Genomic DNA, 21863 nt, shown 5'->3' on the forward strand with positions numbered 1-21863 from the left:
TTCTGTGCCGCCTCGGTTTCCGGGGCGGTTTTTTTGTGCTGACCGCGGAGATCTTCCATGAATGCGATTGCCAAGGCGATCGATGCCATCAATGAAGCCTTTGGGCGCATCATCGCTCCATTGATTGCCATCATTACCCTGATTGTTCTGTTCGATATTGCGTCACGGTTTCTGTTTGGGCGCCCCAGCGACTGGGCCTTTGACGTGACCAAAATGCTGTTTGGCGCCCACTTCATGCTGATGGCGGCCTACGGGCTCAAGCACCACACCCATGTGGAAGTCGACGTGCTCAAGCGTCTGTTATCGCGTAAGAAGCAAGCCGTGCTTGACGTCCTCGGCTATCTGATTTTCTTTGTCCCCTTTATCTGGATGCTGATCACCCTGGGCTGGAGTTTCTTTGAACGCGCCTGGAGTCGCGGTGAAACCACCTATGGCATGGTCTCGATCCCGGTCTACCCGATTAAAGGGGTGATTGTGGTCGCTGCTATCCTGATCTTGCTGCAGGCCATTGCCATTGTGTTGCGCGCCATCATGCAGCTTCGCGAGGAGACATCAGCATGAACCTAAGTCCTGAATTACTCACGCTGGTAATGTTTGGCGGCCTAATGATCGGGCTGTTTATGGGTCACCCGCTGGCGTTTGTGCTGGGCGGTGTAGCGGTTATCGGCGCCTTTCTCGGCCCCGGTGAGCGCATACTCGGCACCCTGATCAACAATATTTTCGGTAACGCCATGGACAACTATGTGCTGGTGGCGATACCGCTGTTTATCCTAATGGCGCGGTTCTTAAACGACTCCGGCGTTACCGAGAAGATGTTTGACGCCATGCGGCTACTACTGGCGAACCTGCGCGGCGGCCTGGCGCTTACCGTGGTTATCGTCTCGGTGCTGCTAGCGGCCACCACTGGCATTGTCGGTGCCTCGATTGCGGTGATGGGCATGATTGCCCTGGTACCGATGCTCAAGTATGGCTACAACAAAGAGCTCAGCGCCGGGGTCATTATGGCCAGCGGCTGTTTGGGCATTTTGATTCCGCCCAGCATTATGCTGATCCTCATGGCCAGCTACTCACCGGTCTCCGTGGGCGCCCTGTTTGCTGGTGCGCTGATTCCCGGTTTGCTGCTCGGGGTCATGTATGCACTCTATGTGTTGATCATCTGCTTTATCAAACCCAGCTATGGCCCCAAGGTACCAGCGGAAGAGCGTGCTGAAGTCAGCACTAAACAACTGCTGATCATGCTGGCGAAGTACGTAGTGCCGCCAATGTCATTAATCCTGGGTGTATTGGGCGCGCTATTTACCGGCGTCGCTACGGCCACCGAGGCCTCGGCCATCGGCGTATTTATCGCCTTTATTCTGTTTTTGATTTTCGGTGACCGTAAAGTCTCCACCTGCTTCTGGACGATGATCGAAGCGGGTAAAACCACCACCATGGTAATGCTCGTGCTGGTGGGCGCCACGGCATTTACCGGCGTGTTCTCCCGCGGTGGCGGTATGACCGTGATCAGCGACCTAGTATTGGCCATGCCTGGCGGTACCGTTGGGGCGCTGATCCTAATGCTGTTCCTGGTATTTATCCTGGGTATGTTCTTGGATTGGACCGGCATTGTGCTGCTGAGCTTCCCGATCATGCTGCCCATCGTCGAAACCATGGGTGTGGATATGCTCTGGTTCGTGGTGATGGTGGCGGTGGTACTACAGACCTCCTTCCTGACCCCACCCTTCGGCTATGCGCTGTTCTACTTGAAAGGAGTGGCACCACCCGGGGTCGAAATCGTTGACCTGTACAAGGCAGTCGTGCCCTTCGTTGCGCTGATTTTACTGGCGTGTACGCTAATGGCGTTCTTCCCCTGGCTGATTACCGGCCTGCCTAGAATGCTGTTGGGGGGTTACTAAGCCGCCACAGCTTAAAACTTATCGTCCCACCACGATGGCCCGCCTCGGCGGGCTTACTTTTGCACTGCCGACGAGCCTGCAAAGCTGCAGCAGCGCGGCGCCAATGCTACTATTCACGCCCGTCACTATTTCGCATTAAGTGTGCTGCGCTACTTTCCGGCTTTCCACTACTGCGTTCCATCAATGCAAGGAGTGTTCGCTTGTTCAGATCCGGCTATCGCGGGCTATTCGCCTTCTCCTCTTCGCTTAGCCGTCGCGCAACCCCCTGGTCGGTTGCCTTGATCGCGGTAGCATTCGTGGTGGCGCTGCCTGTGCTGGTGGTGTTTGCGCATATCGCGATGCCCACCGATGGCGTTTGGCAACATTTGGCCAGCACCGTACTTGGCCGCTATTTGAACAACACCTTCTGGCTCGTTGTGACCGTAGGCCTCGGCACGCTGATCATCGGTACCGGGACGGCCTGGCTGGTGGTGATGTGCCGGTTTCCCGGCAAACGGCTCTTCGAGTGGGCACTGCTGCTGCCGCTGGCGGTACCCACCTACGTCATCGCCTACGCCTACACTGACTTTTTGCAGTTTGCCGGGCCGTTACAGAGCCTGCTGCGCGAGACGTTTGGCTGGGGCTATGGCGACTACTACTTTCCCAACATTCGCTCCCTGGGTGGCGCCGCAACGGTGATTACCCTGGTGCTCTACCCCTACGTCTACCTGCTGGCCCGCGCTTCATTTCTTGAGCAATCGGTATGCGTGCTGGATGTAGGGCGCACGCTAGGGCGCGGCCCCTGGAAACTGTTTGCCAGCGTCGCCGTACCCCTGGCACGCCCGGCGCTGGTGGGCGGGGTATCGCTGGTATTGATGGAGACGCTTAACGAGTTCGGCGCCGTTCAGTTCTTCGGCGTTGATACCTTTACCACCGGTATCTACCGCACCTGGTTTGGCATGGGCGAGCAGGTGGCGGCGGCGCAGTTAGCGGCGTGCCTGCTCACCTTCGTGATTGTGTTAGTGCTGCTGGAACGCTGGTCGCGGGGTAAGCGGCGCTATTTCCATACCACCAATCGCTATCAGCAGTTGCCCGAATACGCGCTGCACGGCTGGCGCGCAGCGGCAGCGACGCTGGCCTGTCTGGTGCCGGTGCTGGTGGGCTTTTTACTGCCCAGCGGCATTCTACTCAATTTAGCCCTGCAGGGGGGCGATTCGCTGTGGGGCTCGCGCTTTATCGGCTATGCCTGGAACAGCCTGGGGCTGGCAACCGTGGCCGCGCTGATCGCCGTGGGCTTGGCGGTGGTGCTGAGTTACGGCGTACGCATGCACGATACGACGTTTGCGCGGGTGGCTTCCCGGGTCGCCTCCATGGGCTACGCGATTCCGGGTTCGGTGGTCGCGGTGGGTATTTTAATCCCATTTGCCTGGTTGGATAACGCCCTTAACACCTGGCTCAATAATCACTATGGCTACATCATTGGCCTGGTATTCAGTGGGTCGGCGTTTATCTTGCTATACGCCTACGTGGTGCGCTTTTTAGCCGTCTCGTTCAATGCCGTTGAGGCGAGCCTAGGCAAAGTAACACCCAGTATGGATGCCGCTTCGCGTACCCTGGGGCAAACCGCAGGCGGCACGCTGCGCCATATTCACACACCGATGATGCGCAGCAGCCTACTGGCGGCGGGGATTTTAGTCTTCGTTGACGTCATGAAGGAGCTGCCCGCGACGATTATTCTGCGCCCCTTCAATTTCGACACCCTGGCCGTACGGGCACATAACCTGGCCTCTGACGAGCGGTTGGCCGAAGCCTCCACCTCGTCGCTGGCCATTGTTGTGGTGGGCATTTTGCCGGTTATTCTGCTCAGCATGGCCATGCGCCGCTCACGCCCCGGGGCTCAGTCCTGATTAAGATTAAGCCGTGAGCGGGAAAACAAATACTTGTGAAAGGTCGAGGTGAATATCCACCGGTTGGCCTTCTGCGGGTAGAAACACCCCCGGTACGCGCGCGTGTAGGTGAGCCTCAAGGCCGTTTTCGCTATGGGCACACAGGTGTAGCAGGCTGGAGCGTCCGAGTAGCTTCGCCATGACCACATGGCTATGGCGATGGGCATTCGCTGGCAGATCTCGCTCAACAATGCGCAGCGCCTCGGGGCGGATCATGATTTGCGCGTCGCTGCCCTCGGCTAACCCGGGGGCAGGTACCCGCCCTACTGGCGTGCTCACAGCGCCATTATGCACTTTGCCCTGCAGCTCATTGACGTCGCCGAAAAAGGTCACCACAAAGGGGTCTTGAGGCGCGCAGTAAAGCTCACGTGGCGTTCCCGTCTGCACGATTCGCCCATCGCGCATCAGCGCGATGCGATCGGCCATAAACATGGCTTCTTCGGGATCGTGGGTTACCAGCAGCGTCGCCGCGCCGACCTTTTTTAGCACGTGGAGAGTATCGTCGCGGATGCGGTCGCGTAGACGCGCATCCAGACTTGAGAACGGCTCATCCAACAGCATTAAACGCGGCGATGGCGCCAGCGCACGCGCCAGCGCCACTCGCTGCTGCTGCCCACCAGAGAGCATATGCGGGTAAACATCCATATACGCGGCCATACCCAGCTGTTCAAGCAACTGTGCCGCCCGCTCGCGACGCTCGCGAGAGGTTAAATGCTTAAGCCCAAAGGTGACATTTTCCAACACTGTTAGATGGGGGAAAAGCGCCGAGTCTTGGAATGCCAGCCCAACATTACGCTTCTCCGGCGGCACATGGCGCTGACCTGGGCCTGCAATATACACATCTTCCAAGGACACGCTGCCCTCTTGTAGCACTTCAAGGCCCGCAGCGATTCGCAGCAGCGTTGTTTTACCGCACCCTGAGGGGCCCAGCAGGCAAACTACCTCGCCTGGGGAAACGCTTAAATCCACGCCTTTGACTACCGTATGGCCATCATAGGCATGACGTACATTGTGCAGCGTTAACGCTGATGCGCTAGGCACCGCCGAGGCGACCTTCAGGGTTGCTGTCATAAATCACCACTTGCAGCTGGTCAAACCGCACCGACAAACGTCTAAACGCGGATTGGGTACATTTGGAAGTTGTTTGCATTCTATTTTTTATTGGTGAGTTATGCACGCATCGCATTTCTTCTACCAATGTTTTACTAATAGGGTCTTGACGGACAGCATACGAAACGCTTCAATAACAATGTTAATAATGCAACTTATTATCATTTAATAAATAAGGATGTACTCAATGAAAACCATACGCTTTGTTGCTCCGATGGCAGCGATGATGGTGGGCGCCTCGTTTGCCGGTCAGGCCGCGGCAGACGAGCTCAACCTCTATTCCGCTCGCCACTATGACTCTGACGAGCATCTCTACGATGCTTTCACCGAAGAGACCGGCATCGAAGTTAACATCCTTGAAGGCGACTCTGATCAGTTGATTGAGCGCATTCAGCGTGAAGGCGTGGCGAGTCCGGCTGATGTCATGATGACCGTCGACGCAGGCCGTCTATGGCGTGCGGAAGATGAAGGCATCTTCCAAAGCGTCGAGTCAGACGTTCTCAACGAGCGGCTACCTGAATCCATGCGCCACCCTGACGGCCTGTGGTTTGGCTTTAGTCAGCGCGCCCGGGCGATTTACTATAACCGTGAAAACTTCGATCCGAGCCAGATTACTAGCTACGAAGACCTTGCCGACCCGCAGTTTGAAGGCAAAATATGCATTCGCTCTTCCAACAATATTTATAACCAGTCGCTGCTGGCCTCAATGATTGAGCACCACGGCGAAGAGGGTGCCGAAGAGTGGGCCCAGGGCGTTGTGAATAACATGGCGCGGGATCCGGAAGGTGGCGATACCGACCAGATTCTCGGCGTTGCTAGCGGCGAGTGCGATATTGCCGTGGCCAACCACTACTATTATGTTCGCCTGCTGAAATCTGACGATGACGCCGAGCGTGAAGCGGCGCGTAAAGTGGGTATTATTTTCCCCAACCAGGATGACCGCGGCACCCACGTGAACGTTGGCGGCGCCGGTGTCGTAGAAGGTGCGCCTAACCGCGAAAATGCGGTGCGCTTCCTTGAGTACCTGGCTTCCGACACCGCTCAGGAAATCTTTGCCTCCGGCAACAACGAGTTCCCGGTGGTTGAAGGCATCAAGAAAGACCCGGTGCTGGAATCCTGGGGCAACTTCAAAACGGATGACGTTAACATCAGCGTACTAGGTGAGAACAACCCTGAAGCGATCCGCATTTTTGATCGCGTCGGCTGGCGTTAAGCCTCTGCCCGCTTTAAGGGCAAGTAGTTACAACTGCTATCAACACCCGCAGCCAGCGCTGCGGGTGTTTTGCGTTATAGCACTGCTACGCTTGCTGGCACTGGCGGAGAGCTCTGGAGACGGCCATCTTCCTGGATATAGAGGCTACGCATCCGGCTTGCTGGCAGCTCTAAGGGCACGTGGCTGACAATAACCACGATCCCATGCCTTGTACGGCGCACAAGGCTAGCAACCACTTGCTGCCGTGTCATGGCATCCAGCCCGGCTAATGGCTCGTCAAGCAGTAGAATCGGCCGTCGCGCCAGCAGCACTCGTCCCAGGGCGATACGCCGCGCCTGCCCGCCGGAAACGGCGGCACCATACTCACCCAAAGGCGTCTCCAGTCCCTGGGGTAAGTCGCGTGCCCACGCGCCCAGCGCCAGATCGTCGAGAATGCGCCATAGTTCGCTATCGCTGGCATCGCGGTCACCGAGACGTAGGTTTTCCGCCAGGCTCATATCAAACAAGTCCCACTGCTGGGGCAGATAGCCGACGATAGGGTGAAGCGACCACTGCTCAATGGGGTGGCCATTAAGACAATACTCCCCAGATAGCGGCAGCAACTCACCGGCCAAGACCTGCAACAGGGTCGATTTCCCACACCCTGAGGGGCCATGCACACAGAGTATTTCCCCGCTCTGCAACGCCAGACTGATCCCCTGAGGCCCCACCAGCGCACCGGGCTGGCGCGCTGTTAACTGGTTGACATTCAAGTGCCAGATGAGCGGCGAGGTTTGCGACTCCTCAATGGTAGTTTGCGCCGTCTTTGGCGGCACTTGCGTCAAGGCATTGAGACAATTCCGCGCGGCAAGGCTCGCCCCCAAGGCCAGAAAGCTGTTGGCCAACGGCGCCAAAATCTCCCCTAATGCCAGGATCGCCAATACCGCGGCTAATAGCATCGGCACCGTCAAATGGCTAGCCGCCAATAGCCCTTCTGCCTGCCATAGCACGCCCACAATGGCGCCTCCCAACGCTACCTGCTGCAACGCGGTGGTCAGGCTAGCCAGCAACTGCTGCCGCTCCTGGTGGGCCAGATAGTCGGCATCGTGACTTTTCACCCGTTGCGCCATCTCCGCCCACCGCCCCCACAGCACCAGTGAGGTAATCGCCGTCAAAGGTTCGATCAGCGCCACTCGGCGGCGCTCGGCAAACTCGGCACTCCGGCGGGCCTGACCAATACCGCGCCATAACGCCAACAGCGGCAACCCCAGCCAAGCCACCAGCAACCCCGGCATCGCGGCCCACAGCAGAGGAGCACTCAGCCAGTAAAGGCCTGCCATAACGACCATCACCATTAGCCCGGCCCAGCCCCAGGGTAGTAGCGCTCGCAAGACTACCTGATCAAGCTGATCGATATCGCTGACCAGCCGATGCATGGTGCTGGCCGTGCCGTGGTGCGAAGAATGGGAAGCCGACTGTAAAGGCGTTTGTCCCAATGCCATAAAAAGCCGACAGCGCAGGTCTTTTAGCAACCCCAGGGCGGCATCGTGGGAGGCTAGGCGCTCACCGTAGCGCCCGGCCGTGCGGACGATGGCACACAGACGAATCAAAGCCGCGGGACGAAAATAGTCGAAGCCGAAGGCGCTCGCAGTCACCGTCCCGGCCACCGCCGCAGCGGTGATAAACCAACCGGAAATGGCCAGCAAGCCGATAACGGCCAGCAGCGTGGCGGCGCCCAGCAGGAACGCCAGCGACCAGCCGCCGCGCCTAAGCAGCAGCACATCACGCAGCCGGATGGTGGAGGTAGACGGTGTCTGGTTTAGCCGCAACATGCCATAGCCTCTTGCAATGACAGCTCTACTCGCCGGTCAACCCACCCCAGCCCCGCCGACTCGTGGCTGACGACAATCACGCTACGCCCGCGACTAAGCTGCCCGATCAATGTATTGAGTTGCCAGGCGGCATCCGGATCGAGATGGGCCGTGGGCTCATCGAACAGCCATAGCGCTGCATCGCGAAGCAGCAGCTGCGCCAACCCCAAGCGTTGCAGCTGGCCGCCGGAAAGCCCCTGCCCACGCTCACCCAACTGCGTGGCAAGCCCATTACCACGAACCAGAATTGGCCAAAGTCCGACCTGGGTGAGCACTTCAATAAGCTCTGCATCAGATTTGTCTGGGGCCGCCAAGCGCAGATTCTCCGCAATGCTGCCGGACTGTATCGGCGGTTGCTGACTAAGGTAGCCAAGCTGGCCTTGCCAGGCGTCGCGAGGCCATTGGGAAAGCTCGCGACCATTTGCCTTCAGGCTGCCCTGGTAGGCGGTAAACCCCAGCAGCGCTTGCAACAGGCTCGACTTGCCCGCCCCGCTCTCCCCCTGCACCAGCAGCCGTTCGCCCGCGGCCAGCGTCAGGTTAAGCGGCGCCAGCCGAAGCCTCCCGACCTCACCGCTAACACTTAACTCGCGGCATTCAACAGCGAGAGAATCACCGCTTACCGCTGTTGGAGAGAGCGGCGCCCCTTGGGGTTGCCAAGTGTCGGCCTCCAGCAGCGGCGTCAACGCCTGCATGGCACCGACGGCTTCTGCACGGGCATGGTAATCGCTGCCCAATTGGCGTAGCGGTGCATAAAACTCGGGCGCCAGCAGCAAAATAAACAGCGCCCCCTGATACGGCACCGGAACGTCTGCTTTCGCCCAGGGCAATAGGCCAAGCAAGCCCAAGCCAAGATAGAGCGCCACCAGGGCAATCGCCAGCGCGGCAAAAAACTCCAGCACCGCGCTGGATAGAAAGGCCAGTCTAAGCACCCGCATGGTACGCCCACGATAGGCGTCGCTTGCCTGGGCGACCTTGGCCTCCGCCTGGTCGGTCGCCCCCATGCGCTGCAGCGTCGCCATCCCTCGAACCAGGTCGAGAAAGCGGCCACCCATACGCGCCAGCGCCGTGAACTGCTGCTCACTGGCACCCGCCGCGGCACGCCCAACGAGGATCATAAACAGCGGCACCAAGGGTGCGGTCATGAGCATTAATCCTGCGGCCAACGGGCTATGCAACGCCACCACCGCCGCGATCAGGCAGGGCACTAACACCGCCAGCAGGCTCTGTACCCGATAGCGGCTGATATAACCATCCAAGGCGTCCACCTGCTCCAGCACCTGAGTGGCCAAGGCACCATCGCTGCCAAATTGGCGTCTAACCGGCCCCAATCGCCCAAGCTGCTTTAGTAACTGGCTACGTAACGAATCTCGGGCACGCAGACTGGCCTGCCGAGACAGCCACTCACGGCCAGCGTGGAGAAAAGGGCGTAGCACCATACAAACGGCCAGCCCGGCTAGCCATGCCGATGGGTGGCCCAGCGACTCCCGGCCCTGCCAGAGCAGTAACCAGTGATGGAACAGTGCCGCCAGCAGCCAACTCTGGGTAATCAGCAGTACCACGCCGATCAGCGCGAGCAGTGTGGCGCCCCGCAACCACCAGCGTTGCGGGGCCAGGCAGCAGTTCAGCCGCTGCCCTGGGTCAATAGCGTCAGTCGCTCCGCTCATGCTCGGCTTCGCCTTCATAGCCATTCACCTCAAGCCGCATGGCGATAAGAACAGTGACGACAGCCGCCAGCGTGACACCCAAAATCCAGGCGAAATACCACATAGGATAATCTCCTCAGTAAAGTGCTTTGTCGTTATCACGAATAAACTGCTCATTTAGGCGACCGCGCATGACCCAATAACTCCAGGCGGTATAGAGCAATATCAACGGCACGAAGATACACACCACCACAAACATGATCTTGAGCGTCAGCTCACTCGCCGTGGCATCCCACATGGTGAGGCTATGATTAGGGTTGAGTGTCGACGGCATCACGAAAGGGAACATCGTCACGCCGGTGGTGACCACCACCATGGCCATAGCGATGGCCGAACTGGTAAATGCCAGCGCATGCCGCCCCAGTTTCATGGTCAACGAGCAGAGTACAAAACCCAATGCCCCCACTGCTGGCAGTAGCCATAACAGCGGGAAGCGGCTGTAGTTGGCACTCCAACCGCCAACACTGACCGTGACGATTTTGCCAGTGGTATCGTTGTAGCCCTGGGTGTCGATCACGCTGGCCACCTGGTAGCCATCAATGCCCCATAGCAGCCAGACCCCACCCAGCACGAACAGTGCCGCGCACACCAATGCGGTGAGGCTGCCGATAGCTGCACTCCGCCTGCGCAGTTCGCCCTCGGTTTTGAGTTGCAGCCAGGCCGCGCCGTGGGTGACAAACATCAGCAGGCTCAACAGCCCGGCCAACAGCGCAAACGGATTCAATAGCCCCAGTAAGCCGCCTTGATACTCCAAGCGCAGATAGTCATCGAACTGGAAGGGAACGCCCTGGAGAAGATTGCCAAAGGCGACACCAAAGATCAGCGCAGGAACGGCGGAGCCGATCGTCAGCCCCCAGTCCCAGCGACTGCGCCAGCTGGGGTTGTCCAACTTGGAGCGGTAATCAAATGCTAAAGGGCGCAGGAAAAGCGCGAACAGCGTCAGCATCAAGGCGAAATAGAAGCCGTTGAAAGCGGTTGCGTAAACCGGCGGCCAGGCAGCAAACAGTGCTCCCCCAGCGGTCACCAGCCAGACCTGATTGCCGTCCCAGTGAGGCGCCATGGAGTTGATCATCACCCGACGTTCAAGATCGTTGCGGCCAACGACCTTAAGCAAGGTGGCAACGCCCATATCAAATCCATCGGTGACCGCGAAGCCGATCAACAGCACGCCGATCAGCACCCACCAGACAAACCTAAGTGTTTCGTAGTCCATTATCATGCCTCCCGCGCAGGGGTTGGGATTGGATGGGTTGGGATTGGATAGTCAGCGTCATCATCCAGGTAACCGCTACCGGAAGGCCCCTTGCGGGCAAAGTGCTGCATCAACCACATTTCGATAATGACGAAGGTGGTGTAGAGGACGCCGATGGCAATCAGGGTAGTGAGCACCTGCTCAGCAGTCAGACTGGAAATAGCCAGGTGCACCGGGAGGATCTCGCCGATGGCCCACGGCTGACGGCCATACTCGGCCACAAACCAGCCCGCTTCACAGGCGATCCAGGGCAGCGGCAGGCTGAACAGCGCAAAGCGCAGTAACCAAGGCGACTTCTCAGGCTGACAGCGCACGCTATGCCAGAGGGCCAGGGCAAACAGCAACAGCATGCTAAAGCCAGCGGCTACCATGGCCCGAAAAGACCAGAACAGCGGCCAAACCTTGGGAATCGACGCCTCTACGGCCTGGTTAATCTCGGCGGCCGTCGCATTGGCCACATCGTCGCTATAAGCGCTAAGCAGTAGCCCATAGCCGAGATCGCTGCGCACCTCCTCGAACCGGGCCTGATCCCCTTCACGCTCTTCACCGCTGCGCAGGCGCTGCATAAGGGCATAGGCTTCCTGGCCGTTGACGATGCGTTCGCGGTGCTCCGCCTTAAGCTCTCGGATCCCCATCACTTCAGTATCCAGCGAGCGCGTAGCGATCAAGCCCATCACGCCAGGTATCTTGATGGCTAGGTCGGTGCGCTGTTCAGCCTCGTTGGGCAGCCCAAACAGCGTAAAGGCGGCCGGGGCGGGATGGGTTTGCCATTCGGCCTCGATGGCGGCCAGCTTGACCTTTTGGACATCTCCCAGCTCATAACCAGATTCGTCGCCGAGGACAATCACCGACAGCACACTGGCCAACCCGAAGGCAGACGCAATCGCGAAGCTGCGCCGGGCAAAGGCGATCTCGCGACCCTTGAGCAGGTACCAGCTTGAAATCGCCAGCACGAACACCGCGCCGGTGACGTAGCCCGCCGACACGGTATGCACGAATTTGACTTGGGCAACGGGGTTGAGCAGCACTTCAGTAAAGCTGACCAACTCCATACGCATGGTGGCAAGGTTAAGCTCCGACCCCACCGGATGCTGCATCCAGCCATTGGCCACCAGAATCCACAGGGCCGACATATTGGTCGCCAGCGCCATCAGCCAGGTAACCGCCAGATGTTTCTCTTTTGACAGGCGATCCCAGCCGAAAAAGAACAGCCCGACCAGGGTCGACTCAAGGAAGAACGCCATCAAGGCTTCTATCGCCAGCGGCGCACCGAAGATATCGCCGACATAGTGAGAGTAGTACGACCAGTTGGTGCCGAACTGAAACTCCATGGCGATGCCGGTGGTGACCCCCAGCGCAAAGTTAATACCGAACAGCTTGCCCCAGAACTTGGTCATCTGACGATAAATGGTTTTACCGGTCATTACATAGACCGTCTCCATGATCGCCAGCAGTATCGACAGCCCTAGCGTTAAGGGTACAAACAGGAAATGCACCATCGCCGTAAAGGCGAATTGCAACCTGGATAATTCAACAATGTCCATGAGTGACTCCCGATGGATAGCTTAAACACACCTCTCGCCCCACCGGGAAGCCACTGACTGGCGCTCACCCAGGCAAAGCGATGGGTATAAGGTTATGCCTCCACCCGAGTCAAAAATTTGATCCTGGTCAATTCCTTATCTATGCATGGTGCGGTTGCGACAAAATGCCCTTATCACCTGGCTAGTGCGCCTCATCCCAATTGGCGCCGCTCTCCGCCTCTACTATTAGCGGCACTTTCAGTTCAGCCGCGCCCTGCATGCGCTTTTGCACCTGCTCGATAAACGCCTCGACCTGCTTCTCGGCCACCTCAAACACCAGCTCATCGTGCACCTGCATGACCATCAGTGCGTCGAACTCACCTTCTGCCAGCCATGCATCCACGTCGATCATCGCCTGCTTGATGATATCCGCCGCGGTGCCCTGCATCGGTGCGTTAATGGCGGTGCGCTCGGCGCCTTGACGGCGGTTGCGGTTTTGCGATTGGATTTCCGGCAGGTAGAGCCGCCGACCCAGCACGGTTTCGACAAAGCCATCTTCCGCCGCCTGGGAACGGATGCGCTCCATATAGCGTGCTACGCCGGGGTAGCGGTCGAAGTAGCGGTCGATATAGGTCTGCGCCTGGTTACGCTCGATATGCAGCTGGCGTGAAAGCCCCCAGGCGCTCATGCCATAGATCAAGCCGAAGTTAATCGCTTTGGCGCTGCGGCGCTGGTCGCCTGACACCTTCTCAAGGGAAGTGCCAAAGACCTCCGCCGCGGTGGCGGTATGGATATCACGCCCCTCGGCAAAGGCTTCCAGCAGGCCTTTGTCCTCGGAAAGGTGCGCCATAATACGTAGCTCGATCTGCGAGTAGTCGGCGGCAACAATGCGATAACCAGGGCGGGCGATAAACGCCTGACGAATTTTGCGCCCCTCTTCGGTACGAATAGGGATATTCTGCAAGTTCGGGTCCGACGACGACAGCCGCCCGGTCGCGGTCACCGCCTGGTGGTAGCTGGTGTGTACCCGGCCAGTGGCTTTATTGAGTAGCCGCGGCAGCTTATCGGTATAAGTGGATTTAAGCTTCGCCAAGCCACGATGTTCCATAATCACTTTCGGCAGCGGGTAATCCAGCGCCAGCTCTTCCAGCACGGCTTCCGCGGTTGAGGGCGCGCCTTTTGGGGTTTTCTTCAACACCGGGATTTTCTGCTCTTCAAACAGGATTTGCCCTAACTGCTTGGGTGAGCCGAGATTAAATTCGCGCCCGGCCAGCTCAAACGCTTCGCGCTCCAACTCGCCAATACGCTTTTCCAACTGCTGACTCTGCTTGTGCAGTAGGTCAGCATCCACCGCCACCCCATTACGCTCAATGCGCGAGAGCACTTTGATCAGCGGCAGTTCGATATTATCCAGTACTTCTGCCAAGCGTCCCTCGTTTTCGACCTGTGGGCGTAGCGTTTGCTGCAGCCGTAGGGTGATATCGACATCTTCGCAGGCGTAAGGCGCCGCCTGCTCCAGGGCAATCTGGTTAAAGGTGAGCTGCTTGGCGCCCTTACCGGCAATCTCTTCAAAGGAGATGGTCTTTTCGCCCAAATACTTCAGCGCCAGCGAGTCCATATCGTGGCGGGTGGCCGTGGAGTTGAGCACGTACGACGCCAGCATGGTGTCGGCAAAAGGCCCGGCAACGGAGATCGCATAGTTGGCCAGCACCGAAATATCGTACTTGAGGTTCTGGCCAATCTTGGTCTTGGTCGGGTCTTCCAGCAGCGGCTTTAGCGCCGCCAGCACCGTTTTGCGGTCAAGCTGCTGGGGGGCATCCAGATAGTCGTGGGCCAGGGGAATATAGGCCGCCTCCCCCGCTTCCAGCGACAAGCCGATGCCGACGATTTCTGCATCCATATAGTTGAGGCTGGTGGTTTCCAAATCAAAACAGAAGCGCTCGGCGTTGTGTAGCCTATCCAGCCAGCGCTCAAAGTCTGCCTGTTCGAGAATGACATAATCTTCACGGGCACTCCCATTGGCAGATGCCTCCGCGCCCTCGGGCTCGTTATCGTCAGCGCTGGCAGGGGCAGGCTCGCCGCCTTTCACATCATCCACGCCTTCATCTTTGCCTTCCAGCAACTCACCTAGCCACTGACGGAACTCCATCTCTTTATACAGCGTGACCAGCGCTTCACGGTCCGGGTGGGCAATATCCAAATCATCCAAGCCCACCGGCAAATCGCAATCAACCTTGATGGTCGCTAACTGATACGAAAGGAAGGCCTGATCGCGATGCTCTTCAAGTTTCTTGGGCAGCGTTTTTGCGCCCCGAAAAGTAAGCGTTTTGACCCGTTCTAAATCGCTATAAATGGTCTCCAGGCCACCGCCCATGCCTTGCAGTAGACCAATCGCAGTCTTTTCACCCACGCCGGGCACGCCAGGAATGTTATCGACCTTGTCACCCATCAGGGCGAGAAAATCGATAATCAGCGCAGGGGGCAGGCCGAACTTATCCTCCACGCCCCCCTCGTCCAGGGTTTCATCCTTCATGGTGTTGACCAGCGTGATATGGGCATTGACCAGTTGCGCCATATCCTTGTCGCCGGTGGAAATGACCGCATCGCGCCCTGCTTGGGTAGCGTGGTGGGCTAGAGTGCCGATCACATCGTCCGCCTCCACACCTTCAATGCACAGCAGCGGCAGGCCCAATGCTTTCACGCAGGCGTGTAGCGGCGCAATTTGGCTGCGCAGGTCATCGGGCATGGGTGGACGGTGGGCTTTGTAGTCGCTGTACATCTCATCGCGGAAGGTTTTGCCCGGCGCGTCGAAAACCACCGCCATGGGGCTTTCGGGGTAATCCTTAATCAGCCGCTTGAGCATATTCAACACGCCCTTCACCGCGCCTGTCGGCTGACCACTGGAAGTCGTTAGCGGCGGTAGCGCATGAAAGGCACGGTAAAGATAGGAGGAGCCATCGACGAGGACGATCGGAGCGCGAGCCATAACCAAGTTCCTAAAGTGAGTCGTAAAAAAATAAGTGCTAAAAAGAGTTACTCACATGATACCCGCTGCGCAGGCGGCCTGCAGAGTCAAACTCTATTCTGTTATCACAACAACGCTGCCAACTCAGCGACCAAGCCGCTACAATAATGGGCTTAGCAACCTGGGCGAGACTCTCATGGCTGTATTTACCCCGCTTAGCGACGCACAGGTCGCCGCGTTTTTAGAAAAATTTGATGTTGGCAGTTTCGTTTCCCTACAGGGGGTGGCGAGCGGCACCGAAAACTCGACGTTCTTTGTCACCACCGACCACCGCGAGCTGGTGTTAACCCTGTTCGAACAGGGGGAGCACGAAGAGCTGCCGTTCTTCGTTGAACTGCTCGACTATTTGGACGAGCACCGCCTGCCAGTGCCTGGCACCATTCACGACCGTGAAGGTATCGCGCTGCATAGCCTGGAGGGCAAACCGGCGCTGCTCTACCCGCGCTTGCCTGGACGCCATCCCGAGGCGCCTAATTTAGCCCAGTGCCACGCCCTGGGCGACACCTTGGGCCGCCTGCACGTGGTGTCAAAGCGCTTTCCTGGTCACCGCCCTAACCCGCGGGATCTAAACTGGTTGCAGGTTATGCACCATAAGGTGCTGAGCTATATCAGCCCCGCGGATCAAATGTTGATGAAGGATGAGGTCGACGATTTCGAAAGTGCCTTCAGCCAACACGGTGAGCTGCCCCAGGGCGCTCTGCATGGTGATCTTTTCCGCGACAACACCCTGTTCGAGGGGGATCAGCTTGGCGGCATTATCGACTTTTATAATGGCTGCACCGGCGACCTGCTGTTTGATGTGGCAATTGTAATCAACGACTGGGCCTCTAACGAAGATGGCACGCTCAATCCCGAGCGCTACGAGACGCTACTGCGCGCCTATCAGGCACGTCGCCCATTAACCACCGCTGAGCGTGAGCTGTGGCCGACCATGCTGCGCATGACGGCGCTGCGCTACTGGCTGTCGCGTCTGCTGGTGGTCTATGTTGATCCACCGGCCCACGACTTGACCCCCCACGACCCCGAGCGTTTTCGTACTATTTTAACCGCGCGCATTGCCCACGGTGCACTGCCGCTGCCTGAGGTGTCTGCATGAGTGTGATGGCAACGACTAGCCCTGCCCTGCGCGCACGGCGTACCTGGAATATTGATCAGTGGGGCAGCGGCTACTTCGACGTGGATGACCACGGTCAGGCCCTGGTGCGCCCGCTGGGTAGCGATGCGGAAGGCCCAGCGCTACCGCTTAGCGGCCTGGTGCGCCAACTGCAAGCAGCCGGGCTGCGCCTGCCGGTGCTGGTGCGCTTTAGCGATATTCTCCACGACCGGGTGGAGCAGCTGTGCGGCGCTTTTGATGCCGCCATGAGCGACTGTGACTACCAGGGCGGCTACACCGCGGTTTACCCGATTAAAGTCAATCAGCAGCGCCGGGTGGTCGAAGAAATTCTGGCCACCGCCGAGCGCGGCAGTGGTCGCGTAGGACTGGAAGCGGGCAGCAAGCCAGAACTGCTGGCGGTGTTGGCGCTTTCCGACGGTGGCTCATCGCTGATTGTGTGTAACGGCTACAAAGACCGCGAATACGTGCGACTGGCGCTGCTGGGGGAAAAGCTCGGCCACAAGGTCTACTTGGTGGTCGAAAAGCTCTCCGAGCTGCAGCTGATTTTGGAAGAGGCCCGCGAGCTGGAGGTCACGCCCCGCATAGGCCTGCGCGCCCGTCTGGCCTCGGTGGGTAAAGGCAAATGGCAGAATACCGGCGGCGAAAAATCCAAGTTCGGGCTCACCGCCAGCCAAATACTGGAAGTCGTCGATACGCTACGTCGCGAGGAGGCGCTGGAGAGTCTGCAGCTGGTGCACTTCCATCTGGGCTCCCAGATCGCCAATATCCGCGATATTCAACGTGGTTTACGCGAGTGCGCACGCTTCTACCAGAACCTGATGCAGTTGGGCGCGCCCATTGATACCGTGGATGTAGGCGGCGGCCTGGGTATCGACTACGAAGGCACTCGCTCACGCAGTTTCTGCTCCGCGAATTATTCGATGCGTGAATACGCGCGCAACGTAGTCAGCGCCTTTGCCCAGCTTTGCCAAGAGGCGAACCTGCCGCAGCCTCATCTCATCAGCGAATCAGGCCGTGCGCTGACCGCCCACCATGCGGTACTGATTACCAACGTGATTGGCGAAGAGCGTATTGATGACACCCCGCCAGAACGGCATGCGCTAGCAGGGAACCGAGAAGAGCACCAAGAAGATGCCCAAGTAGAGCTGCTATGGCGGGTGTTCGAGCAACTCGCTACCGCCCAAGAGCCGCGCATGCTGGTAGAAGCCTGGCACGACCTGCTGCAAGCGGTGAGTGAGTTACAGGAGCGCTTCGTGATGGGCTTGAGTGATATTACCGCCCGCGCCGAAGGCGAGCGGGTCTATATGGCTGCCTGCGCGCGGTTGCGCACCCAGCTGGATACCCGCAATCGTGCCCATCGCGAAATTATGGATGAACTCGCGGAGAAGCTCGCCGATAAATTGTTCGTCAACTTCTCGCTATTTCAATCGGTGCCTGACGTTTGGGGCATTGAGCAGATATTCCCGGTGCTGCCCCTTAGCGGGCTCGATCAAGCCCCCACCCGGCGGGCGGTGATTCAGGATATCACCTGCGACTCCGACGGCCGCATCGACAGCTACGTCGACGGCCAGGGGGTGGAGAGCACCCTACCGCTACCCGAGTGGGCTTCCGATGACGAGCGCTGGTTAGGCTTCTTCCTGGTGGGCGCCTATCAAGAGATCCTAGGCGATTTGCATAACCTGTTCGGCGACACCGACTCCGTTGACGCTGCACTCAATGCAGACGGCGAGTGGACTCTTTCAAACCCGCTCGCGGGGGACTCAGTGGCCCAAGTACTTGCCTACGTTAACTTCAATGCCAATGTGCTCAAGCAGAAACTCACCGACCAACTAGCCGCAAGCGGCTTTACGGCGGATGAGCAGGCCCGCTTTGCGGCCAGCTTAAGCGAAGGGCTGGAAGGTTATACCTATCTTGAATAACCTGTCGTAAACAGCCCAAAAAGAAACGCCACCGTGGTTAACAGGTGGCGTTTCTATTGATAACGATAGCGAATGCTTGTGGCGGGCTATCGGCTTCACTGCTTGCGCGTCAATGGGTTAGTTACTCGACGACGCTGGTCTCAATTTCCAAACCACCCGTCAAGGTTAAGCGCAGTGATGAACCGCGAACCAGTTCCCCAACGCCAGAAGGCGTGCCGGTTAGGATCACATCACCCGGCTCCAGGGTGAAGTGGCGGCTCATCTCAGCTACCAGCGTGGGGACAGCAAAGATCATATCGGAACCTTCACCGTGCTGACGCTCTTCCCCATCAATCTCAAGGGTGAAAGCCAGCGCATTCCAGTTGGGCACACGGCTTAGCGGCAGAAACGACGAAAGCGGGCAAGCGCCATCAAACGCTTTGGCGATTTCCCAAGGGTGCCCCTTCTCTTTTAGCTTGGTCTGTACATCACGCAGGGTTAAATCCATCGCCAACCCAATACCGACAATCGCACGCTCGGCTTCATCCAGGGTGGCATGGGTTAAGGTTTCACCCACTAACAGCGCAAGTTCGACTTCATAATGCACGTCGCCGCGTGAAAAGGGTGGATCCAACGGCTTGGTTAGATCCACAACGCTGGTCGACGGCTTAATGAACAGCAGCGGTTCAGTGGGAACCGGATTATCCAGCTCTTTCGCATGGTCGGCATAATTACGGCCGATGCAGACAACCTTGCCCAGCGGGTGGGGAAACTCCTGGCCATCGGTAAACTGTGGAACAAAACGCATGGCGGGTATTCTCCTTCTCATTATGCGTGCCGCATTCGCAACGACAGGCGCAACAGTTTACCCCACCTAGACGAAGGTTCCACACCCTTCGGCCATGAATTTGTTTCCCCACTGCGGGTTAGCGATATTGCTCCCCCGGTTGATCAGGGCTATGGGCCAAGAAATCTGGCCGTTGTTTAGCTGCCGCATAAGGCGCTTGGCAACGATTATCCCGGCGGTTAAATACGAAAAACACGTTGCTACGCGGGTCGGGCGAAAGGTTCGCGTTCGAAGCATGCAGCGTATTGCAATCGAACAGCAGCAAGCCACCCGCTTTGCCTTTTGGGGCTTCAATACCATGTTGAGCTACTAGCTCGGCAAGCGCCTCTGGGCTTGGTACGCCCACTTCCTGCGCCTTCAGCGAGCTTTTGTGGTTATCCTCCGGCGTTTCACCCAGGCAGGGCACAAACTTTTTATGCGAGCCAGGAATCAACATTAACGGGCCATTGAACTCGTGGTTATCGGTTAAGATCAGCGATGCGCTAACCGCATGCATTGCGGGCATGCCGTCTTCTGCGTGCCACGTTTCAAAATCGGAGTGCCAGTTAAAGCCCTTACCGGCAAACCCAGGCTTGTAGTTAATCCGCGATTGATGCACATAAGGATCGCCGCCAATGATTTGACGGGCCGCGCCCGCTACGCGCTCATCGCTGGCCAGCTTGCCCAAGCGCTCAGAGAGGAAGTGCACCGCAAACAGCGAGCGGATCTCCTGACTCTCTGGCTCAGTGACGCTGAAATCCTGATTGAGATACTCATCGTTGCTCATCAGCACCTTCATTTCCTGACGCAGCTCTTCAAGCTCTGCGCCTTCAATAAGGTTAGGGATAAACAAAAACCCTTTACGCTCAAACTCATCGAGCTGCGCCTGGCTTAACGGGCCAGAAAGCTGGCGGCCCTTAACGACCGCATCTTGGCGCGGCAGCCAAGTGTTTGCAGGGGGTGTGGCTAAGCGCGACGGGTAGGCATCCTGTACCTGTGGGCGCTGAGCCTGTGTACCGTGAACGTTAGGCGTATCGGCCATTTCACTATATTGCTTATGGGCGGTTACAGCATTTAGCGGTGTGCTTTTGACTGTCATCTAATCCACTCCTTGTATGATTAGGTTTCAGATCGAACGATGTTGCAAATATTCATAACAATGCACGCTTCAATCGTCGTGCAGGGAGTAGCCTAGTCGACTAAAATTTCCTCGCAAGGCGTGATTTCCTGTTTGATAACGTAGGTTACGTGAAAAAAATTGAAGAGTTGCTTTTTGAGCAATAAGTCACCTAAAAAGCACGCTCGACGCCACAATATTTGCGGCTAATGGCTCTAACCTTTTTAGTTAACTGAATAAGGAATCAGGCTTTGAAAAGACGGCTAGCGCTTTATGGATTTATCGGTGCCCTATTAATAACCGCCGGGTGCTCTTCACCAGCCATGGATAGCCAAGAGACAGCCCATCACCCTGATGAAACCTTGATCAACACCTACTGGAAGCTGGTAACGCTTGATGGCGCGCCGGTCGTCACGCGAGAGAATTTTCGTGAACCCCACTTGGTGCTTCACCAAGATGCCTCTCGCTTAGCCGGCGCTACCGGCTGCAATACCCTGATGGGCAGCTACCGTGTTAAAAATGAGCACATAGCGTTTGGTCAAATCGCCAGCACTAAAATGGCCTGTCCAACGGCCCAAATGAAAACTGAGCGAGCTTTTATAGCCGCACTCAAGCAGGTAACGGCATGGAGCGTGGATGGCACGATGCTTGTACTGTCGGGGGAGAATAATGAACCACTGGCGGCCTTCGAAGCGGTGCATCTTTATTAACAATACGGTTAGGCAACGCTATCTTTAAGGTTTTAAAGCTTCGCTGGTTATCTAACGTATATACAGGCGTAGCAAGCTTTCTGAATAGCGTGTTATCCACAGCCCTGTCTAAATAGCAGGTGTGGATAAAGCCAATACTGAATAGGTATTTCAGATACGAAAAAGCCGCCCTTTCGGACGGCTTGATCTAATTCTCTAACGCTCTGATTTTAACCACTTTTCAGTGGTGCCGACACCAGGAGTCGAACCCGGGACCTACTGATTACAAGTCAGTTGCTCTACCAACTGAGCTATGTCGGCGCTTCACGTTTTCTTGAGAACATGACTGCTTCGCTATTAGGCTCTACAATCAACAAGAAATCTTGTTGGCAATGGCTGGGGTACCAGGATTCGAACCTGGGAATGCCGCTACCAAAAAGCGGTGCCTTACCACTTGGCGATACCCCAGCAGTGTGGTGGCCAGAGACGGAATCGAACCGCCGACACGGGGATTTTCAATCCCCTGCTCTACCAACTGAGCTATCTGGCCGCTGCCAACGGTGCGTATTAAACTAAAAACGCCGCTTTTCGTCAACACCTTTGTGAAACTTTCTTGCGATACCGATGCTTAGAGGTCTTTTTTCCTGCGCCATCTCTGGCTCGGCTTTCTCTACACCCATGCTTAGCGCCACTGATTACAAGTCAGTTGCGCTATCCAATCAC

16 protein-coding genes and 3 tRNA genes are annotated in these 21863 nt (G+C 57.5%); 7 read left to right on the top strand and 12 right to left on the bottom strand.

Annotation, left to right across the window (positions count from 1 at the left end; all coding sequences use genetic code 11):
- Positions 1–57: 57 nt before the first annotated feature.
- From ACT3UM_RS05000 to ACT3UM_RS05010, 3 genes are all read left to right on the top strand, one after another.
- Positions 58–561, top strand: coding sequence for a TRAP transporter small permease subunit (locus ACT3UM_RS05000; RefSeq protein WP_498896655.1), 504 nt, complete (start codon positions 58–60; stop codon positions 559–561).
- Entirely contained in the window at positions 558–1895 is a 1338-nt protein-coding gene (locus ACT3UM_RS05005) for a TRAP transporter large permease (RefSeq protein ID WP_498896657.1), read from the top strand. Before ACT3UM_RS05000 ends, ACT3UM_RS05005 begins: the two co-directional genes overlap by 4 nt.
- 200 nt (positions 1896–2095) lie before the next feature.
- Positions 2096–3781, top strand: a complete 1686-nt coding sequence (locus tag ACT3UM_RS05010; protein WP_498896659.1) for an ABC transporter permease — start codon at positions 2096–2098, stop codon at positions 3779–3781.
- 6 nt (positions 3782–3787) lie between these two features.
- On the opposite strand, the gene ACT3UM_RS05015 is transcribed toward ACT3UM_RS05010, so the two are convergent.
- The gene (locus tag ACT3UM_RS05015) at positions 3788–4891 is read right to left on the bottom strand and encodes an ABC transporter ATP-binding protein (protein ID WP_498896661.1); all 1104 of its coding nucleotides are present in this window, start codon (positions 4889–4891) and stop codon (positions 3788–3790) included.
- A gap of 226 nt (positions 4892–5117) precedes the next feature.
- Between ACT3UM_RS05015 and ACT3UM_RS05020 the strand changes: the two genes are divergently transcribed.
- A complete protein-coding gene (locus ACT3UM_RS05020) occupies positions 5118–6143 on the top strand; it encodes a Fe(3+) ABC transporter substrate-binding protein (protein ID WP_498896663.1) in 1026 nt (341 codons plus the stop codon).
- 74 nt (positions 6144–6217) lie between these two features.
- Here ACT3UM_RS05020 and cydC read toward each other — a convergent pair whose 3' ends face one another.
- The 6 genes from cydC to polA form a co-directional block, all read right to left on the bottom strand.
- Positions 6218–7954 (bottom strand): thiol reductant ABC exporter subunit CydC, encoded by a 1737-nt coding sequence (gene cydC / locus ACT3UM_RS05025; protein ID WP_498896665.1) that lies wholly within the window; start codon positions 7952–7954, stop codon positions 6218–6220.
- Complete coding sequence (gene cydD, locus ACT3UM_RS05030) at positions 7942–9657, bottom strand: thiol reductant ABC exporter subunit CydD (RefSeq protein WP_498896667.1); 1716 nt, start codon at positions 9655–9657, stop codon at positions 7942–7944. Before cydD ends, cydC begins: the two co-directional genes overlap by 13 nt.
- Positions 9641–9760, bottom strand: a complete 120-nt coding sequence (gene cydX, locus ACT3UM_RS05035; RefSeq protein WP_035561958.1) for a cytochrome bd-I oxidase subunit CydX — start codon at positions 9758–9760, stop codon at positions 9641–9643. Before cydX ends, cydD begins: the two co-directional genes overlap by 17 nt.
- A gap of 12 nt (positions 9761–9772) precedes the next feature.
- Entirely contained in the window at positions 9773–10915 is a 1143-nt protein-coding gene (cydB, locus tag ACT3UM_RS05040) for a cytochrome d ubiquinol oxidase subunit II (RefSeq protein WP_498896670.1), read from the bottom strand.
- Entirely contained in the window at positions 10912–12492 is a 1581-nt protein-coding gene (locus ACT3UM_RS05045) for a cytochrome ubiquinol oxidase subunit I (RefSeq protein WP_498896672.1), read from the bottom strand. The genes cydB and ACT3UM_RS05045 overlap by 4 nt, the downstream gene beginning before the upstream one ends.
- A gap of 181 nt (positions 12493–12673) precedes the next feature.
- Positions 12674–15457, bottom strand: a complete 2784-nt coding sequence (polA, locus tag ACT3UM_RS05050; protein WP_498896674.1) for a DNA polymerase I — start codon at positions 15455–15457, stop codon at positions 12674–12676.
- A 175-nt stretch (positions 15458–15632) separates the two neighbouring features.
- On the opposite strand from polA, the gene ACT3UM_RS05055 reads away from it, so the two are divergent.
- On the top strand, positions 15633–16592 hold the full coding sequence (locus tag ACT3UM_RS05055) for a homoserine kinase (RefSeq protein ID WP_498896676.1): 960 nt from the start codon (positions 15633–15635) through the stop codon (positions 16590–16592).
- Entirely contained in the window at positions 16589–18529 is a 1941-nt protein-coding gene (speA, locus tag ACT3UM_RS05060; protein WP_498896678.1) for a biosynthetic arginine decarboxylase, read from the top strand. Before ACT3UM_RS05055 ends, speA begins: the two co-directional genes overlap by 4 nt.
- A 121-nt stretch (positions 18530–18650) precedes the next feature.
- Here the strand turns inward: speA and ACT3UM_RS05065 are convergent, their stop codons facing one another.
- Together ACT3UM_RS05065 and thpD are read right to left on the bottom strand one after the other, a co-directional pair.
- Positions 18651–19316 (bottom strand): fumarylacetoacetate hydrolase family protein, encoded by a 666-nt coding sequence (locus ACT3UM_RS05065; RefSeq protein ID WP_035585610.1) that lies wholly within the window; start codon positions 19314–19316, stop codon positions 18651–18653.
- Positions 19317–19434: 118 nt separating this feature from the next.
- Positions 19435–20433 (bottom strand): ectoine hydroxylase, encoded by a 999-nt coding sequence (gene thpD / locus ACT3UM_RS05070; RefSeq protein WP_498896681.1) that lies wholly within the window; start codon positions 20431–20433, stop codon positions 19435–19437.
- Positions 20434–20702: 269 nt separating this feature from the next.
- Between thpD and ACT3UM_RS05075 the strand changes: the two genes are divergently transcribed.
- Positions 20703–21161 (top strand): META domain-containing protein, encoded by a 459-nt coding sequence (locus ACT3UM_RS05075; RefSeq protein ID WP_498896683.1) that lies wholly within the window; start codon positions 20703–20705, stop codon positions 21159–21161.
- A gap of 224 nt (positions 21162–21385) precedes the next feature.
- On the opposite strand, the gene ACT3UM_RS05080 is transcribed toward ACT3UM_RS05075, so the two are convergent.
- The 3 genes from ACT3UM_RS05080 to ACT3UM_RS05090 all read right to left on the bottom strand — a co-directional run bounded on the left by ACT3UM_RS05080 (position 21386) and on the right by ACT3UM_RS05090 (position 21690).
- Positions 21386–21461, bottom strand: a tRNA-Thr gene (locus tag ACT3UM_RS05080).
- A 72-nt stretch (positions 21462–21533) separates the two neighbouring features.
- Positions 21534–21608, bottom strand: a tRNA-Gln gene (locus ACT3UM_RS05085).
- Positions 21609–21614: 6 nt separating this feature from the next.
- Positions 21615–21690, bottom strand: a tRNA-Phe gene (locus tag ACT3UM_RS05090).
- Positions 21691–21863 lie beyond the last annotated feature (173 nt).

The organism is Halomonas sp. AOP13-D3-9, assembly GCF_052379125.1.
Classification (GTDB): Bacteria; Pseudomonadota; Gammaproteobacteria; order Pseudomonadales; family Halomonadaceae; genus Vreelandella.

What these genes read in the sequence shown, in the direction of transcription:
- ACT3UM_RS05000 (WP_498896655.1), top strand. Translation starts at nt 58, where the DNA reads ATGAATGCGATTGCCAAGGCGATCGATGCCATCAATGAAGCCTTTGGG.
- ACT3UM_RS05005 (WP_498896657.1), top strand. Translation starts at nt 558, where the DNA reads ATGAACCTAAGTCCTGAATTACTCACGCTGGTAATGTTTGGCGGCCTA.
- ACT3UM_RS05015 (WP_498896661.1), bottom strand. Translation starts at nt 4,891, where the DNA reads ATGACAGCAACCCTGAAGGTCGCCTCGGCGGTGCCTAGCGCATCAGCG.
- ACT3UM_RS05020 (WP_498896663.1), top strand. Translation starts at nt 5,118, where the DNA reads ATGAAAACCATACGCTTTGTTGCTCCGATGGCAGCGATGATGGTGGGC.
- cydC (WP_498896665.1), bottom strand. Translation starts at nt 7,954, where the DNA reads ATGTTGCGGCTAAACCAGACACCGTCTACCTCCACCATCCGGCTGCGT.
- cydD (WP_498896667.1), bottom strand. Translation starts at nt 9,657, where the DNA reads ATGAGCGGAGCGACTGACGCTATTGACCCAGGGCAGCGGCTGAACTGC.
- cydX (WP_035561958.1), bottom strand. Translation starts at nt 9,760, where the DNA reads ATGTGGTATTTCGCCTGGATTTTGGGTGTCACGCTGGCGGCTGTCGTC.
- cydB (WP_498896670.1), bottom strand. Translation starts at nt 10,915, where the DNA reads ATGATAATGGACTACGAAACACTTAGGTTTGTCTGGTGGGTGCTGATC.
- ACT3UM_RS05045 (WP_498896672.1), bottom strand. Translation starts at nt 12,492, where the DNA reads ATGGACATTGTTGAATTATCCAGGTTGCAATTCGCCTTTACGGCGATG.
- polA (WP_498896674.1), bottom strand. Translation starts at nt 15,457, where the DNA reads ATGGCTCGCGCTCCGATCGTCCTCGTCGATGGCTCCTCCTATCTTTAC.
- ACT3UM_RS05055 (WP_498896676.1), top strand. Translation starts at nt 15,633, where the DNA reads ATGGCTGTATTTACCCCGCTTAGCGACGCACAGGTCGCCGCGTTTTTA.
- speA (WP_498896678.1), top strand. Translation starts at nt 16,589, where the DNA reads ATGAGTGTGATGGCAACGACTAGCCCTGCCCTGCGCGCACGGCGTACC.
- ACT3UM_RS05065 (WP_035585610.1), bottom strand. Translation starts at nt 19,316, where the DNA reads ATGCGTTTTGTTCCACAGTTTACCGATGGCCAGGAGTTTCCCCACCCG.
- thpD (WP_498896681.1), bottom strand. Translation starts at nt 20,433, where the DNA reads ATGACAGTCAAAAGCACACCGCTAAATGCTGTAACCGCCCATAAGCAA.